This is a genomic window from Paenibacillus dendritiformis, assembly GCF_021654795.1.
Classification (GTDB): Bacteria; Bacillota; Bacilli; order Paenibacillales; family Paenibacillaceae; genus Paenibacillus_B.
Genome location: NZ_AP025344.1, coordinates 4,766,149 through 4,780,354, shown reverse-complemented (window position 1 = coordinate 4,780,354; position 14,206 = coordinate 4,766,149). Strand labels below are relative to the sequence as shown.

The following is a 14,206-nucleotide window of genomic DNA, read 5'->3' as shown; positions in this document are numbered from 1 at the left end:
AGCGCCATACAATGGAACTGATCCGCGCAGCGATGCATCCGAGGGGGTAGTCTGTTCGTGTGGGACATATCATGGATAACACTGCTATTGCTCATCTTGGCGAGTTACCGTCTGACCCGTCTGATTGTGTTCGATGAGATTCTGTCCTTCGTCCGCCGTCCCTTCGTCGAGGAACGGTTCGAGACGGATGAATCCGGCATGATGTACGCCGTCGTCGATGAGAAGGGCGGCCGCTTCCATGCCTTCATGCGCAAGCTGCTGACGTGCTACTGGTGCGTCGGCATTTGGTCGGCGGCCTTTTTGGTGGCTGGGTATCTGCTCATTCCGGACCTGATATTTCCGCTTGTGCTGCTGCTGGCCATTGCCGGAGCGGCGGGCATCGTTGAATCTTATGTCAAAGGGTGAGTCTTCGGCTCGCCCTTTTGTCTATTGCTCCATGTCGTGCCGGCCCGGAATCAAGTCGAGCGAATCAGCGACAGCAATGCATCCAGGCGATCGGCGAAGGTATGCCCGGCCACGGTCCTCCGGTAGGCCCGGCCGGCTATCTCGTCCCGCGCAGGGCGGTCATGCAGATAGCGGTGGATGAGCTCGGCGCATTCCCTCGGCGAATCGAAGCAGACGATCTCCTCTCCCGGCTGGTAGAACAAGGGCAGATCGGGCCGGTAATCGGTCAGCTGAAAGGCCCGGCAGGCCGCAATGTCGAAGGTCCGGTTATTGATGCTGTGTCCGGGCGCGCCGCTCCGGTTCTTGTCGAGGAGCGGGTCATCCTCGCTCCGGTGAATATTGAGCACGATGCTGGCGCCGTTGAAATATCGGGGCGTCTCCGAGAAGTTCACCCATTTTCCCCGTATGCTTGGCACGCAGCCGGAAGACCAATCCACCGAATCCCAGAAATGGCCGATAAGCTGCACCCGCACATTCCGTTCGACATACCGCAGCATTTCCTTCATAAATCCAAGCCGGTTCTCATACCCTGTACCCAAAAAGCATACATCATGCTGATATGTCGGATGCACCGCGTACGGGCGGAAAATATCCGTATCGGTCCCGAGCGGCAGGTGATGCACTCGGGCGCACCCGCTGCGCGCATAGTAAGGGACGCAGCCCGAATCGATCGTGAACACGTCATCGTATTCCCGGGCTATGGGCAGGGAATTGTCGATGGCATACGGATCATCCACGAACCATGCTCCCGTACGAATTCCCATCGCCCGCACCGTGCGGATGCTCCCGGCCGGAAGAAATGATCTCGGCCCGACCATTGTGAGCACATAATCCGGGGCGGCGCGGCGGATGTCGGGAAGCAATTGGGAATACGGCGTCCGGTTGGACAGAAAAAAAGTGACCTCCTGAAAACGCTGCGTCAAGGCCTTGATAAGCGCATTATCCAATATATCAATCGGCCTCCGATAGCCGGATGCGATGTAATATAGCTTCATGGGCCCTCCTTGCTTGACGGCATGGAAGCCGGAAAATCGTGAGTAAAAAAGGGGGTGGTTGAGCCCACCACCCCAAGCGAACGGCATTCGATTATTAAGGGAACGGATATGGTGCACCTGGGAAGACGTCAGGGCATTGTTGAGGGAAGGTGACAACGCAAGGACTTTCAGGGATCGGGATTTCGGCGCGCGGCTGGCACAATTCGGCTTCTACCATCATTTTGACCGTCGCCTTCACTTGAATGCTCTGGCAAATGACGATATCCACGTTCACGAATGTATTATTGACGATATCCAGCACATCGATCGTCGTCGCTTCCGGTACGATATGGCAATCGATATCGGTTCCCGGAGGGGCGCACAGCAGAACTTTCTCGAAGCGGAGGAAGCTCTTCGTGAACCGGCAATGAATGACGTTCGGCGTGACCCCTGTATTGATGATTGTGACTTCATACGTACCGAACTTCCGCAGCACTACCCGCTGCAAAGTAACCGGTCTGCCGCCTATCGTAACCACCACGTTTTCACGAGTGGATCCGACTTTTTCTTCGCAATTCACGTCAAGAACTCTGGCCTCAATACGAAACGAAAGTGGCAGAGGCAAGCAATCTGAGTCAACCGTGGATTCATCAACTATTTGGGTCGTTTTCAGTACCCAGTCGAATATTTTGGGAACCTCTATACATTCCAGAGAGGGTAAAGGCAAATATTCGGGGGGCGCCTGTTGCCCTTGAACCAACTTGCTCTCCATGTATGTTCCAGGCCTCCTTTTTAGATTTCAAATTCAATTACAGTCTATGGAGGGACCCATAAAAAGGTGACGAAACCCCAGTGTTTTTTTTGGAGGGATGCGGATGGAAAAAGCGCATTACATCCATGATCGAAGCGGTTCGCATTGGATGGGCGTAACGAGCGGCGGCGCGTTGGAGCATATCTTGTACCCGCTGGAAGGGAAGCCGCTCCGGACCTTGCTTCCCGCTCCTTATCCGGTCCGCCGCTTCAGCTTGCTGCTGTCTGACGATCAGTACGATATGCTGCTGGAGACGGAGGACGGATTGTATCATGCCAAGTATCATCCGTTGACCGGGATGCGCCGGGAAGTCCGCATCGCTGGCCGGTCCGGCGGATCGTTTCCGTATCTGTACCGGGATCGTTCCGGCCTCCGCCTGTGCAGCGTCGCCGCCGCTGAGGGACAGAACCGATGCGTAATCCGGATTCCGGCGGAGGGAGCATGGAAGGACGCGGAGATCCCGTTCCCGGATTGCGCTTCCACTGCCATGCAGGTGAGGGATGCGGCTTATGCCGTCAGCGGGGAGGGCCGGCTGTACGGTCTCTTTCATCGGCTGCAGGATAATGGTGAAGTCCATACGCTGGATCTTCTCGAGCTGGAGCCGGGGGCGGATGAGGCGATGTGGCGGAGACTCTTCGCCTCCCGCCAGCCGCAGCAACGGTGGCGAATCTGCCTGTCGCTCGATCGCGGCGGGCGGCCTCATGCGGCCTGGTCCATTCGAAGCGGTGCGGCGGCCAAGTGCTACTACGCCAATGATCGGACCGACGTCCGTTCATGTTCGCCGCTGAAGATTCACTTTGGGGAATGCGTGCCGCAGCCTTATTTTCTGTGGATGGGAGAGCAGGTCTTCCTGCTCTATATTATGGAAGGCAATCGCATGAGTTGTGCCCGCTCTCCGAACAGGGGAGCGGACTGGTCCGCCTTCAGCGACATCCGCCTGGCGCCGGAGGCGAAGCTGCGCATCGTGCAAGGAATGGAGAAGGGGCCTGGCCATGCGGCTCCCCGGCCGGTATTGGGTACCGGCTATCCTCACCTGCGTTCTCTTGGCTTCTTCGATGTATTTCCCCTGCTGCAGCGGGAGCTTCTCTTGACAGACGGGGAGACCTTGTCCTGGATGCCCTCGCATTTGAGCGAGATGTTCGATTGGATCATGGCACAGGCTGACGATGCCGCCCATAAGATACGCCGCTTGGAGACGAATGTGGAGAACCGGCGGCTTCGCCTGGAGGAGCTGATGGCTTGTTACGAACGGCTGCAGGCGAAGGAGCGGTCCTTGCTGGCGGAAATTCATGAACTGCAAAACTGGGCAGGAGCGGAACCGATCTCGCTGACTTTCATATGATAGAAGGACCAGTGTGCCCGGAAAGCGAGGAGGACGATATGGAAATTCAGATCAATGCGAAGCCGCTGTGCACGATAGCCGACGAGTATGTGCCCGACGTGTATCAACTTCTGGGGAAGCATTCATTTACTTTTCATCTGGATAAAAACAAGCAAATCTTGAATGTAGTCAATCCGCTTCATAAATATCAAATCGCGCTGGAGAACAAGGGAGGGAGCGGGGCGTCCCCGCTGCTGCAAATGATGTGCGATTCGTTGAAGCACGCCGGATTCCATGTGTGGATTATCGAGACGGAACAAGATCGCGAACGCTGCTCCGAGGAGTGGGAGAGCGGCAAGCAGAGCATGTGGCTGACGCTGCAGCCGGCCGGCGAGGAGAAGAAGGAAGTCGTCGTGTATTATTTCCTGCATCAGATGAAGGCAAGCCGGCAGCTCGCCAACCTGTTGGTCCAGAACATCGCCAGATACAGCGATATGCCGATTCAGGGTGTGAGCTTTCATTGGAAGAGCGGACTGAGTTATATTTTGCCCCAGCCGGGACAGGCGCTGAATCTGGTCGGGCTGGCTTACGGCGGCTTTGACGGCATGGGGGCAGAGGAGCGGCAGCAGTTAACCGATGGCGTTGTCGGCGCGGCAACGATATTTTTCGGCAAGAAGCCGCTGATGGAACTGATCAAGCAGCTGCGGCTATTGGAAGAGCGCCAGATCGAGGCGGGGTATCCATTGCCTCGGCCCGCCGCGTCCGAGGCGGCGGCGGGCTCCCGGGAGCCTGGGCCAAGCGAGAAGAGCCCGATGAAGAACGGGGAGGCGGGAGCCCAAGGGGCGGATCTCGTCCTCGAACCGGCAGAGGAAGGGCAGGGGGACCCGCCGCGGCAGGAAGGGGGCTCGAAGGAGCCGGCCGAAGAACGGAAGGCGTTACCGGAGCAGGCGGAGTCCGTCCAGGAGGTAAGGCAAGAAGCGCCTCAGCCGGGAATAACCGAACTGAAGCCGATCCGGGCAGAGCTGGCGCAGGCGGAGAAGGCACAGGAGGAGAACGGACAGGAACCGCTCCGGAAGGAACGGGCGGAGGCGGAGGAGGCGCCAGCGGCGGTCCTTCTGGCGCAGCAGGCGGAAGCGCAACAGACGGAAGCGCCGCAGGCGGAAGGGGAGAAGCCCGAGACGATTGAGCGGGAACCCGGCGAAGCGCCGAAGCCTGCATCGGCAAGGCCGGCCACCGGGCAGGCTGCAGGTGAAGAGCCTGAAGGGGCGGCCCTGCCCGCAGGGAACGGGAACCCGGCAGATGAGGCGGAACGTGCTCGGGAAGAGACGGAGGCCGCAGCTTCGCTCCCGGAAGAACAGGTTCATTCCGACATTCAAGCTGAGCAAGAAGAGGCTTCAGCTTCTTCGGGAGAGGCCGCAACGAACGGGAAGGATGACACGGCAGCGGAGCAGGAAGCGAAGCCGCGCACGCCCAATTACTCCATGTTCTTATGGCTCCAATCGCATTCCGGCAACCGGGTGCCCCGGGATCCGGACAGAAAACATCAGCCCCAGCCGTCTTTTTTCAGCTATGTAAGCCAACTGAACCAGTCGCAGCAGTCCGCTGACAAGCGGACCAAGCCGGAGCCGTTTCATATGCTTGCCATGGACAGGGAGAGGAGCCGCAAGCCGTAGCATGGATGCGATTCACATGACGGCTCAAGCCTATCGCGATATGGTTGGCCACTGCATCAAGGAAAAGCCCCTGGAAGCCTGCGGACTGCTGTCCGGCCGCGATGGCATCGCCGCCCGATGCTGGCGCATCCGCAACACGGATCAGAGCCCGGTCGCCTTCGCGATGGACGGCGAGGAGCTGGAGAAGGCCCTGCGCGATATGGAGAGCTTCGGCGAGCAGCTGCTGGGGCTGTATCATTCCCATCCGACCGGTCCCCCCTATCCTTCTTCCTTCGATGTCGAGCATGCGGCCTTCTCCTGCTCGTATCTCATCGTCTCGCTGCGGCGGATACGCCCTCGCGTCCGCAGCTTCCGCATAGCAGAAGGGACGGTCAAGGAAGAGCGGATATTGATTGTCAGCCTATAAAAGGTTGATGTTCGTGTCAGGAATGAACGATGGCTGCGCCGTGCATCGAGTCGGCACGGCTATTTGCCATGCACGGATTGATAGACCTCGGCCGCGAAAGCGAACCCGCTCAGAGGAGGCCCGCCCGAGGAAGGTGAGCCGGCTTGCTCGAAGGAGAAGAGAAATTGGACATCAAGCCCGATAAAAGCCGGATCGAACTGGATCGGGATGCTATAGCAGCGTATTAGCTGCGTTGCCTTGCCGCTGCGCCGATCGGCTGTCCGCGAGCAGAACAGGGACGTGGACAACCGCCCTCCGATATTGAGGTGAAGGGGAGCATCCAGCATATTGAGCTTCTCGATATTGCAGAGTTCGATCTGGAAATGGGTGCGGGTCGGATCGTATATGCAGAAGCGGATCAGAATCGGATGAGGAACTTCCAGCCGGATCGGGTAGGTCTGGGCAGCGAACCCTCTGCTTTCGCTTTGCTTGGGACCGGCGGCCGGGGCGATCAGCTCGGGCATCGGACCCGGGAGGAAGTCGCTGTGGTTATCGACGAGGGAAGCGAGAACGCTTTCTTGCCAAGCCAGCTTGGCCGTATGGACGACATTGGGAGCGCCTCCGGCCAAGAGCTGCGCCGCCGCTGCGGCTCTGTCGGCTGCCGAGATAACGCTGCGCTCATGGCTGACGACCCGTTGAATCGGAATCAGGGGCATGACGGTCTCCTCCTTCAAAACAGGCTGCCATGCCCGCAAAGCGCGAGCATGGCGGAAGTTATGCAGCACAACTTGGAATCGCAAATAAGGGGCGAATCAATTAGATAAGATTCTGATAAATATCGGCGGCAAAGGCGAGGCCGGCCGTGTTGAGAGCGCCGGTCGTAAAGTAGTTCGTTACCTGGAACGAGAAGATGAAGCGAACGCCGATATTGATAGATATCAGTCCAAGAGAAGCCGGAATCGAATAGAAACGGACATTTTGCCAGTTATACGGGTTAGCGACATCCGTCGTCAATCCGGTTGTCGGGTCGAGAGAGCCCGCAATCAAATCGACGTCCAGCCCCGGCACCGGGAACAAGTTGATGCCGAGCGAGGAGACGGCTTGAATGCGTGCCGTTACCGCGTTGTCCGCAAAGACGGTCAGCGCAATCAAGAAGTCATTGATCAGGCCGAGCTGCAGCGGGATCGTAAGCGAGGCGGCGGCGAATCCATGCGTCTCGCCCGGAATAAAGACTGGCTGTGTCCAGACGAATTGCGGATTTGGCGCGGCCGCGAACACGGTATTGTCATTATCGAACTTGGCGAGTTGAGGCCAGATCCTTGGCGCATTGCCGACGTTGACGACATTGGCTGGGGCTCCTGCCAAGAGACTGTTCACGGCCGTTACCCGATCCGGAGCAGAGACGACATTGGCCGTGCTGCTGGTAAGCCGTTGAATAGGAATGAGCGGCATAAGGAAAAACCTCCTTCACTATGTGTTCGAAGGACGGTGGGATGTCCTCCTACGTTACTAATTTATGAAGGAGGGATAAGCTTCGCTTGGATGAATTTACTAGATTCATTCACACAATCTTGTAGGGCACGGCGGAATGGAGTGATGGAAAATGCCGCTGTGAAGATGGGTGTGTTAAAACTACGATTGACATATCATAGCAGTCTGTGAGCGTTGGTTAGTAGACTGTCTTTCTAGTAACCGTTCGCAGCTTCTTCTCGCCTACACCCCATCTGCGATTAGCCGTTCCAAGTGAGGAGAGCGCCAGAGAAGGCCGCAAAAAGCCATCGTGAACAGGGCCGGGAACCGTTGCGGAGCCCGGGCTTGTCCCGCCCCGATGAACGTCGGCAGATGCCGCCCAAGATGATGAATTGTCTCTATATCAGGCAGGCAAGGCATCGCCTCAGGCGGAGCTTGCGGAATGATGTTCTCCGCAATGTTCATTCGTCAATAACATCGTGAGCGCATGCCAATGATCCGCAGATGATAGTCGTTCTGCGGATCAAGGCAGTGCTTCGCCCTGGCGCTACAGGCCCGAGGCGGCAACGATAAAATGAATGGCCTCGTTCAATTGATGGTCCTGAACCGATTCGTCCGGAACGATGATTCCGAGGCCGTGCTGGCTTCGGGCCCGGTGCAGCCGGAGGCGAAGCCGGGTATCCCGGAGGAAGTCTTCTACGGCGGTCAAGACGCCATTTCTCTCCCCGTACTCGTACTCCGCATTATGCACGGATGAATTATGTCCGCTCTCGACCAGTTCATTGACTCCCGGCAGCATGCCCTTGCGGGCGCTCGGCTTCCGGTAAGCTTCGGGAATCGACTCCGGAAAATAATACATATCTCTTCTGCCGTAAGGCCATTCCAAATCATGCAAAAACACGATCGGGTATCGTCCGTGTCCTTCCAGTGCCTTCAGTTCATGATAGACGGTATACCAATTATGATCCCCGTCCAGCAGCGCAGCGTCGCAAGGCCCCATCTGTGGCAGCACGTTCAGACTGAAGTCGGGAATCATGACGAAGGCGCTGCCGAACTGCTGCTGCAGTGCGCCGACATCGAACTGAGGCGAAGGATCGACGGCGACGAGGCGGCCTTGCGGAACCGATCGGACATAGCTGAGAAGATTCAACGTATTCAACCCTTGGGCACAGCCGACCTCGACGATGGTCGCAGGCCGGGCAAGCTCCAGTACAGGGCGTATAATCCCATGCCAAAAATGGATCAATGTCGCTCTCCCTCCATCGTTATCGGGGTGAATATAGCTGGACGAACTCTTCTACTCGATTCGAGAGCATCAGCGGCCAAGCGGCTTGAATCTGCTCCAGCGGCCAGTCCCACCAGGCGATGCGCAGCAGGCCCTCGATGAGATGCGGCGGGAAGCGGTACCGGATGACCCGCGCCGGGTTGCCGCCGGCAATCGCATACGGCGGAATATCCTTGGAGACGGTGCTGCGGGCCGCAATGACGGCCCCATGGCCGATCGTGACCCCCGACAGCACGTAGGAGTCCATTCCAATCCAGACGTCATGGCCGATATCTACATTGCCCTTGGTCTTCGGATGCCCAGCAAAAGAGGAAGCCTTCGGAAAAATCGGATTGAACGGGTAGGTCGTCACCCAGTCGACATTGTGCTCCCCTCCCAGCAAAATCGTAATCCGTGCGGCAAAGGAGCAGAACTTGCCGATGGTCAGGGTCGCTCCTTCCCCCCAGGAGAACACATCGGGGTGACCGTAGCTCCAATCCCCGATGGAGTAGGCGGAATAGGCCGGGTTTTGGTTCATAAAGACGCTCATCTCTTCCATTCCTCCCTCCTACCGGCCTGAAGCCGGCGTGAACCGTCATGAATCCTATCATGCGGATCCGCTGCGCATGGCGAAGGTTAATGCTGGTGGTAGCTGTTTTCTCTCCACATGGCCAAAGCATGGCGGAGCTGCGTCACGACCGGCTCCGGCACCGCGCTTCCCTTGATGCCGACGCCGATGACCGTATGCGGGAACAAGGCTTCCCCGGCATAATCCGTAAGGACCGTATCGAACGGCTTCAAAATGCTGGCGAAGGCTTGCGGCGTGAAGCGCCAATAGTCCTCAGGGTAATCATGTATCGCGAAATTCATCACCGAGCTGATGATGACGATGCCGTTCGGCTTCAGGATGCGATGAATCTCGGACAGCGCAAGCCGCGGATCCTCGACATGCTCCAGCGTGTCGAGCGAGAGCACCATCCCGGCCGTCTCGTCAGGGAGCGCGATTTGATGGAGATCGAGGATGAGATCGACGCCGGTGCCCGGCCGCATATCGCAGCCGACATACGTCTTTCCCGGGAAAAATGGGCGCAAGTCCGCAAATCCAACCTGACCTTCCACCTGATAGGAACCGAATTCATAAATCGGCTCTTCGCAAGGCAAAATCTGTGCGCAGATGCCAACTAAATTTTTGATAATTTGTCTCATGATGCCCTCCTTATTCGCCTGGTCCGGGGTGACGGATCACCCCGGGACAGAAGCTGCTTCATTACTCTATTCAATCGCGGAGGCAACTTCTCTAGTCGTTCGCACAAAAATCCGGACTCTCAAAAACTGCAGTGGATATGAATCGGGTTCAGCACGGGGAAGCGGGCTTCCCCGGCCTCCACTAATCCATGGATGGCAAGCGGACCGTTCCGCAGGCTGTCAAGGGCGCAGGAGACATGGAAGTCGGGCATTTCCAGCCAGACGCCCGGGGGCATCGTCAGCGGTTCAATGGATTGAATAGGGTACTCCCCGGTGACCTTCCCGTTGGCGAACCATTCATCCTCGGCGAATGACCAGCCCGATTTCCGGCCGTCCTTCCCGTAGATGCTGAACGCGGGAATGAGCTGGGGAGACAGAATTTTGCCGCTGATGTCGCAGGAACGGGACGGGGAGACGGACAGGATGATGCGAGGCTGTTCGATCGGCTCTGATCCGGCGTTGCGGAAGAGCATCGTGACGAAGACGGAGACGCGTTGCGCCTCCGTGTCGAAGTCGGTTACGGATTGGAAAAGGCATTCTGCCGCCGGAACGGCAGCTTGCGGTTCGCTCATGCGAGGCACCTCACTTTATATGTAAATTCATGAAGAGGCATAGAGACGCCGAATGCTCAGTTCGCGGGCGGCGTGCCGGCCGCCGGCTGCATAGACGGATCGGCGGGGATGCTTCGGCGGTGCAGCGTCGGGGGGAGCGGGCGCGAATGGGCGGCATACAGGGTCGAACGGAAGGACGCTTCGGCGGTCTCCTTCCCCCTCTGGCTGTGCCCCCCCTCCGCAGGCGGCTGCCGAATCCCGTGCGGGGAGCGTCCGGCGTTCCGGATCGAACGGCGAATCCGAAGCTCCTCCTCCAGGATAGAGAGGCGCCGTTCCAGACTGGCAATCCGGGATTGAACCATCTGCAAGGATTGCCCCAACTGCTCCCGCTCCTCCTCCAAGGGAGCGATGCGGCCCGCTAGCCGCTCGACGGAGGCGAGGGCCCGCTTCGCGAAATGAAGGCTGGAGCGGAAGTCGCGTTCGGCCCGGTAGGCGTCGATCTCCATCCCGCTCAAGCGGATAGCCTCCCGAATGGAAGGGCCGTCCGTAATCCATTGCGGTTCCGGTCCGCCGGAGCTTGCTGCGGTGACCGCGCACCACGGAACCGGATGGACAGAGGCGCTGGAAGAGAGCCGTCCCCAGATGCTTGCCTCAAGATCATAATCCATGCGGCAGATCATTCCCCCCGCCACCCAACTGAAGCGGAGCCGTTCCGGATCGGCGCCGCAGGCGATGAGGGAATCTGGAGAGGAAGGGATGGCGATCGCTTCTTCAGCGATCGTCTGCCAGCTTCCGTCCGCTTCCGATTCGAAGATCGAGAACGCAAGCTGCCCTGCTGAGATTCGGACCAGGAGACAGCGCGGACGCTCAAGTGCGGGAACGCCGCCGGGCGGCAGGCGAACCAGGCGCGAGGGGGCGCCGGCGTCCGCCAGAGGCAGAATCATTCCTTCCCCGGCCGGCTTCCAGGAGCCGGACGCGGAGTCGTAATCCCATCGGCACAGAAGAAGCCTGCCTTGTCTTGCCAGCAGGCCGCACGCCGAGAGAGCGCGTTCGTTCGCCAGCCACTGAATGGCGATGACGCGATCCGCTTCCGCCATTACGGCAGGCTCGTTCCAGTGAATCCCCGTGAGCGCCGCATGATCGGCGCGGGAAGCATACTGGATCAGCAGGTGGAGCCGGTTCGAGCAGCGGACCAGCTTCAAGCCGGCAAGGCCGGAATATTCCCCGGGCAGCTTGCTGGTATGGACCCCCTCCAAATCGGGATGAATCCGGGCGTGCACCAGTTGCCGCTGACGATTGAGATATACAAGATGGACGTAATCCTGATCGTCCTGACATACATCATACATGCCGGCAGCCGCGGCCAGCCGCAGCTCCGCCCCCCGGCCGCACCGGCTGTGCTCCGCCAGCTCGATGACCAGTTCGTTTCCGTCTCGACGAATGACGGATATATGGCTGCCATTTGCTACCCAGTAGCGAAGCTCCATAGCTGCTCCCCCCTGCCCCGATAGTGCTGCTTACTCTTCATCCTATTCAGCGACAGGAAAAATTAGGCTCTCCGGCCCGCAATCCGGCTTGGCTCCGCGGGCGGTGCGGGGGCCAAGGTCATACGCACAGGCAAATGGGGGAATGTGCTAATACACTAATCCCAGTATTATCCGCAAGTGCTGGAGGGATTCTTATTGATACTGATCCAAAGGCTCTACTTGTTGTTCCGATTGGAAGGCGCGCACTTCATTGCAGAATTATACAGGCAGCTATTGAACAAGGAACCGGAACCGCACGGCATCAGGCACTTCACCCGGCTGCTTCATGCCGGCCACAGCAAGCTGTCGATCGCGGTCAGCTTCCTTCGCAGCGGCGAGATGAAGAAGAGACTGGCGCAGGGAGGAGGGGGCTGCAACGAGCGTGCGGCTCTGTGCGACATCTTCTCCAGCCTGATTCTGACCAGGGGAGACGCCGAATTCGTCCGCGATCTGTACGTCGAGCTGCTCTGCCGCGACGCCGAAGACCAGGCGCTCATGCATTATCAACATATGCTGCGCCACGGAAGAAGCCGTATGTCCGTCCTGCTCGGCATACTTGCTTCGCCGGAGTGCCAGGCGCTGCTGGCGCAGCCGGAGTTCCCGCGCCTGAACGGCCCGATTGAGCTTGGCAGCTTCCAGCTGTCTCCGAACGATGAGAGCGGGACGAATCCTTGCGGGCCGCCGGCTCCGCCGCTGCAGCGCAAGGTCTCGATTGTCATCTTGACGTGGAACGGATTGGAGCATACGATGCGGTGCCTCGCTTCTCTGGAGAAGACGGCCCGCCACGACCGGATAGAGATCGTAGTGTTCGATAACGGCAGCACCGACGGCACGCTTCCTTACCTGCAGAGTATCCCCTGGATACGGGTGATCGAGCATGGAGCGAACATCGGATTTACGGCCGGCAACAACCTGGCCATCGCCCACTGCGATCCCGGCAGCGATATTCTGATGCTGAACAACGATATCTTGGCGGAGGAGCCTTACTGGGTGGAACGGCTGCAGGAGACGGCCTATTCGGATCCGAATATCGGCGTCGTCGGCTGCCGGCTGCGCGGCGACGACGGACGGGTGCAGCACGCAGGCACCTATATTTTTGCGGAGACCTGCTGGGGGCAGCAGATTGGCGGGCAGGAGACGGACATCCGCCAATATGCGTCCGCCCGCGATGTGCAGGGGGTTGTCTTCGCCTGCGCTTACGTGAAGCGGAGCATTCTGGAGGAGCTTGGCGGTCTGGATACGGATTATTTCGCTTATTTCGAGGATACCGATTATTGCCTGCGGGCGCTGGAGCGGGGCTACCGGGTCGTCTGCGACGGCCGCGTGACGCTCACCCATTCCCAGAATACGACGACCAAGGTCAACCAGGTCGATTTCTCGGGACTGTTCGAGCAATCGCGCATGATCTTTCGGGATAAATGGCAGTCGCGGCTCGAAGGAAGCTATGAGAAAAGGCTGAATTGGCATTCGATCGTGAATGCCCCGACCGGCTATGCTACATCATCCAAAAATTTGATGATCGCGCTGGACGAGAAACGGATTAAAATGCATTACCGCTATGTGTACGGCCCGGGAACCCCGCATGCCGCGGAAGAGCCTCCGATGAGCGACGATTACCGGATCAATATTTTTCGCATGCGCCATGCCGATCCGAACGCGCCGGAGGTCGTCTATGGACAAGGAGATGTCTTTTACAAAAACGAGGGCAAGTACAAAATCGGCTACACAATGCTGGAGGTGGACGGAGTTCCGGAGGAATGGGTCCAGCAATGCAACCGCATGGATGAGATATGGGTGCCGTCTCAATTCAATGCCGACACCTTCCGCAACAGCGGGGTTAGGGCGCCGATCCGCATTATGCCGCTTGGCGTGGATCCGAACTATTTCCATCCCGGCATCCGCTCCGCGCGCTTCTCGGACCGGTTCACGTTCCTGTCGGTATTCGAGTGGGGAGAGCGCAAAAATCCGGAGGATATGCTGCGCACCTTCGCCAACGTATTCGCCCACGACAATGTCCTGCTCGTATGCAAAATCATGAACGCCGACCCGACGATCAACGTGCTGGCCGAGATCCGCAAGCTGAATCTCAAGCATGCGGAATCGAAGATTCTGATTTTGCACAATCAGAAGCTCCCGTCGTACTTACTCGGAAGTCTGTACCGGTCCGCGGATTGCTTCGTATTGCCGACCCGCGGGGAAGGATGGGGCATGCCGATATTGGAGGCGATGGCGTGCGGCCTGCCCGTCATTGCCACCGACTGGAGCGCGCAGCGCGACTTCTTGAACGAACGGACGGGATATCCGATCCGGGTGAAGCAGCTCGTGCCGGCGGTTGCCAAATGCCCGTACTATGCCAATTTCCGCTGGGCCGACCCCGACTATGAGCATTTGGCGTTTTTGATGAGACATGTATACGAGAACCGGGAGGCTGCGCGGCAGCGAGGGCTGAACGCCGCCCAGGAAGTGATGTCCCGCTGGACCTGGTCGCATGCCGCGCAGCATATTGCCGACCGCATACAATTGATATGAATGGAGAGTGACG

General features: G+C 58.5%; 15 protein-coding genes. 5 read left to right on the top strand and 10 right to left on the bottom strand.

Annotated features, from left to right (window positions below; genetic code table 11):
- Nucleotides 1-57 precede the first annotated feature (57 nt).
- The gene (locus L6439_RS21175; RefSeq protein WP_213469213.1) at nt 58-405 is read left to right on the top strand and encodes a DUF1360 domain-containing protein; all 348 of its coding nucleotides are present in this window, start codon (nt 58-60) and stop codon (nt 403-405) included.
- Nucleotides 406-455: 50 nt separating this feature from the next.
- On the opposite strand, the gene L6439_RS21170 is transcribed toward L6439_RS21175, so the two are convergent.
- Both L6439_RS21170 and L6439_RS21165 read right to left on the bottom strand, forming a co-directional pair.
- On the bottom strand, nt 456-1,439 hold the full coding sequence (locus L6439_RS21170) for a CgeB family protein (RefSeq protein WP_213469212.1): 984 nt from the start codon (nt 1,437-1,439) through the stop codon (nt 456-458).
- Between the two features lie 94 nt (nt 1,440-1,533).
- Nucleotides 1,534-2,190 carry a BMQ_0737 family morphogenetic spore coat protein gene (locus L6439_RS21165; protein ID WP_168180087.1) on the bottom strand — a complete coding sequence of 219 codons (657 nt, stop codon included), beginning with the start codon at nt 2,188-2,190 and terminating at the stop codon, nt 1,534-1,536.
- Between the two features lie 103 nt (nt 2,191-2,293).
- Here L6439_RS21165 and L6439_RS21160 point away from each other — a divergent pair, with 103 nt between their 5' ends.
- From L6439_RS21160 to L6439_RS21150, 3 genes are read left to right on the top strand one after another with little or no spacing between them, the layout of a single operon-like run.
- Nucleotides 2,294-3,571, top strand: a complete 1,278-nt coding sequence (locus L6439_RS21160; protein WP_168180088.1) for a carboxylesterase — start codon at nt 2,294-2,296, stop codon at nt 3,569-3,571.
- A gap of 38 nt (nt 3,572-3,609) precedes the next feature.
- On the top strand, nt 3,610-5,223 hold the full coding sequence (locus tag L6439_RS21155; RefSeq protein ID WP_213469211.1) for a prolipoprotein diacylglyceryl transferase: 1,614 nt from the start codon (nt 3,610-3,612) through the stop codon (nt 5,221-5,223).
- A gap of 1 nt (nt 5,224) precedes the next feature.
- Nucleotides 5,225-5,629, top strand: coding sequence for a M67 family metallopeptidase (locus tag L6439_RS21150; RefSeq protein ID WP_213469210.1), 405 nt, complete (start codon nt 5,225-5,227; stop codon nt 5,627-5,629).
- A gap of 59 nt (nt 5,630-5,688) precedes the next feature.
- On the opposite strand, the gene L6439_RS21145 is transcribed toward L6439_RS21150, so the two are convergent.
- The 8 genes from L6439_RS21145 to L6439_RS21110 all read right to left on the bottom strand — a co-directional run bounded on the left by L6439_RS21145 (nt 5,689) and on the right by L6439_RS21110 (nt 11,625).
- Entirely contained in the window at nt 5,689-6,324 is a 636-nt protein-coding gene (locus L6439_RS21145) for a histones H3 and H4 (protein ID WP_168180091.1), read from the bottom strand.
- 100 nt (nt 6,325-6,424) lie between these two features.
- Complete coding sequence (locus tag L6439_RS21140; RefSeq protein ID WP_168180092.1) at nt 6,425-7,060, bottom strand: hypothetical protein; 636 nt, start codon at nt 7,058-7,060, stop codon at nt 6,425-6,427.
- A gap of 261 nt (nt 7,061-7,321) precedes the next feature.
- A complete protein-coding gene (locus tag L6439_RS21135; RefSeq protein ID WP_213469208.1) occupies nt 7,322-7,543 on the bottom strand; it encodes a hypothetical protein in 222 nt (73 codons plus the stop codon).
- Between the two features lie 82 nt (nt 7,544-7,625).
- Nucleotides 7,626-8,324, bottom strand: a complete 699-nt coding sequence (locus L6439_RS21130; protein WP_168180093.1) for a class I SAM-dependent methyltransferase — start codon at nt 8,322-8,324, stop codon at nt 7,626-7,628.
- A 19-nt stretch (nt 8,325-8,343) separates the two neighbouring features.
- A complete protein-coding gene (locus tag L6439_RS21125; protein ID WP_213469280.1) occupies nt 8,344-8,892 on the bottom strand; it encodes a CatB-related O-acetyltransferase in 549 nt (182 codons plus the stop codon).
- A gap of 86 nt (nt 8,893-8,978) precedes the next feature.
- Nucleotides 8,979-9,548, bottom strand: coding sequence for a class I SAM-dependent methyltransferase (locus tag L6439_RS21120; RefSeq protein WP_213469205.1), 570 nt, complete (start codon nt 9,546-9,548; stop codon nt 8,979-8,981).
- Between the two features lie 119 nt (nt 9,549-9,667).
- Nucleotides 9,668-10,159 carry a D-Tyr-tRNAtyr deacylase gene (locus L6439_RS21115; RefSeq protein WP_213469203.1) on the bottom strand — a complete coding sequence of 164 codons (492 nt, stop codon included), beginning with the start codon at nt 10,157-10,159 and terminating at the stop codon, nt 9,668-9,670.
- A 56-nt stretch (nt 10,160-10,215) separates the two neighbouring features.
- Entirely contained in the window at nt 10,216-11,625 is a 1,410-nt protein-coding gene (locus L6439_RS21110) for a transcriptional regulator (RefSeq protein ID WP_213469202.1), read from the bottom strand.
- A 195-nt stretch (nt 11,626-11,820) separates the two neighbouring features.
- Here L6439_RS21110 and L6439_RS21105 point away from each other — a divergent pair, with 195 nt between their 5' ends.
- Nucleotides 11,821-14,193 (top strand): DUF4214 domain-containing protein, encoded by a 2,373-nt coding sequence (locus tag L6439_RS21105; RefSeq protein ID WP_168180097.1) that lies wholly within the window; start codon nt 11,821-11,823, stop codon nt 14,191-14,193.
- The last annotated feature ends 13 nt before the right edge of the window (nt 14,194-14,206 follow it).

What these genes read in the sequence shown, in the direction of transcription:
- L6439_RS21140 (WP_168180092.1), bottom strand. Translation starts at nt 7,060, where the DNA reads ATGCCGCTCATTCCTATTCAACGGCTTACCAGCAGCACGGCCAATGTC.
- L6439_RS21170 (WP_213469212.1), bottom strand. Translation starts at nt 1,439, where the DNA reads ATGAAGCTATATTACATCGCATCCGGCTATCGGAGGCCGATTGATATA.
- L6439_RS21125 (WP_213469280.1), bottom strand. Translation starts at nt 8,892, where the DNA reads ATGAGCGTCTTTATGAACCAAAACCCGGCCTATTCCGCCTACTCCATC.
- L6439_RS21155 (WP_213469211.1), top strand. Translation starts at nt 3,610, where the DNA reads ATGGAAATTCAGATCAATGCGAAGCCGCTGTGCACGATAGCCGACGAG.
- L6439_RS21160 (WP_168180088.1), top strand. Translation starts at nt 2,294, where the DNA reads ATGGAAAAAGCGCATTACATCCATGATCGAAGCGGTTCGCATTGGATG.
- L6439_RS21120 (WP_213469205.1), bottom strand. Translation starts at nt 9,548, where the DNA reads ATGAGACAAATTATCAAAAATTTAGTTGGCATCTGCGCACAGATTTTG.
- L6439_RS21135 (WP_213469208.1), bottom strand. Translation starts at nt 7,543, where the DNA reads ATGAACATTGCGGAGAACATCATTCCGCAAGCTCCGCCTGAGGCGATG.
- L6439_RS21150 (WP_213469210.1), top strand. Translation starts at nt 5,225, where the DNA reads ATGGATGCGATTCACATGACGGCTCAAGCCTATCGCGATATGGTTGGC.
- L6439_RS21110 (WP_213469202.1), bottom strand. Translation starts at nt 11,625, where the DNA reads ATGGAGCTTCGCTACTGGGTAGCAAATGGCAGCCATATATCCGTCATT.
- L6439_RS21165 (WP_168180087.1), bottom strand. Translation starts at nt 2,190, where the DNA reads ATGGAGAGCAAGTTGGTTCAAGGGCAACAGGCGCCCCCCGAATATTTG.
- L6439_RS21115 (WP_213469203.1), bottom strand. Translation starts at nt 10,159, where the DNA reads ATGAGCGAACCGCAAGCTGCCGTTCCGGCGGCAGAATGCCTTTTCCAA.
- L6439_RS21145 (WP_168180091.1), bottom strand. Translation starts at nt 6,324, where the DNA reads ATGCCCCTGATTCCGATTCAACGGGTCGTCAGCCATGAGCGCAGCGTT.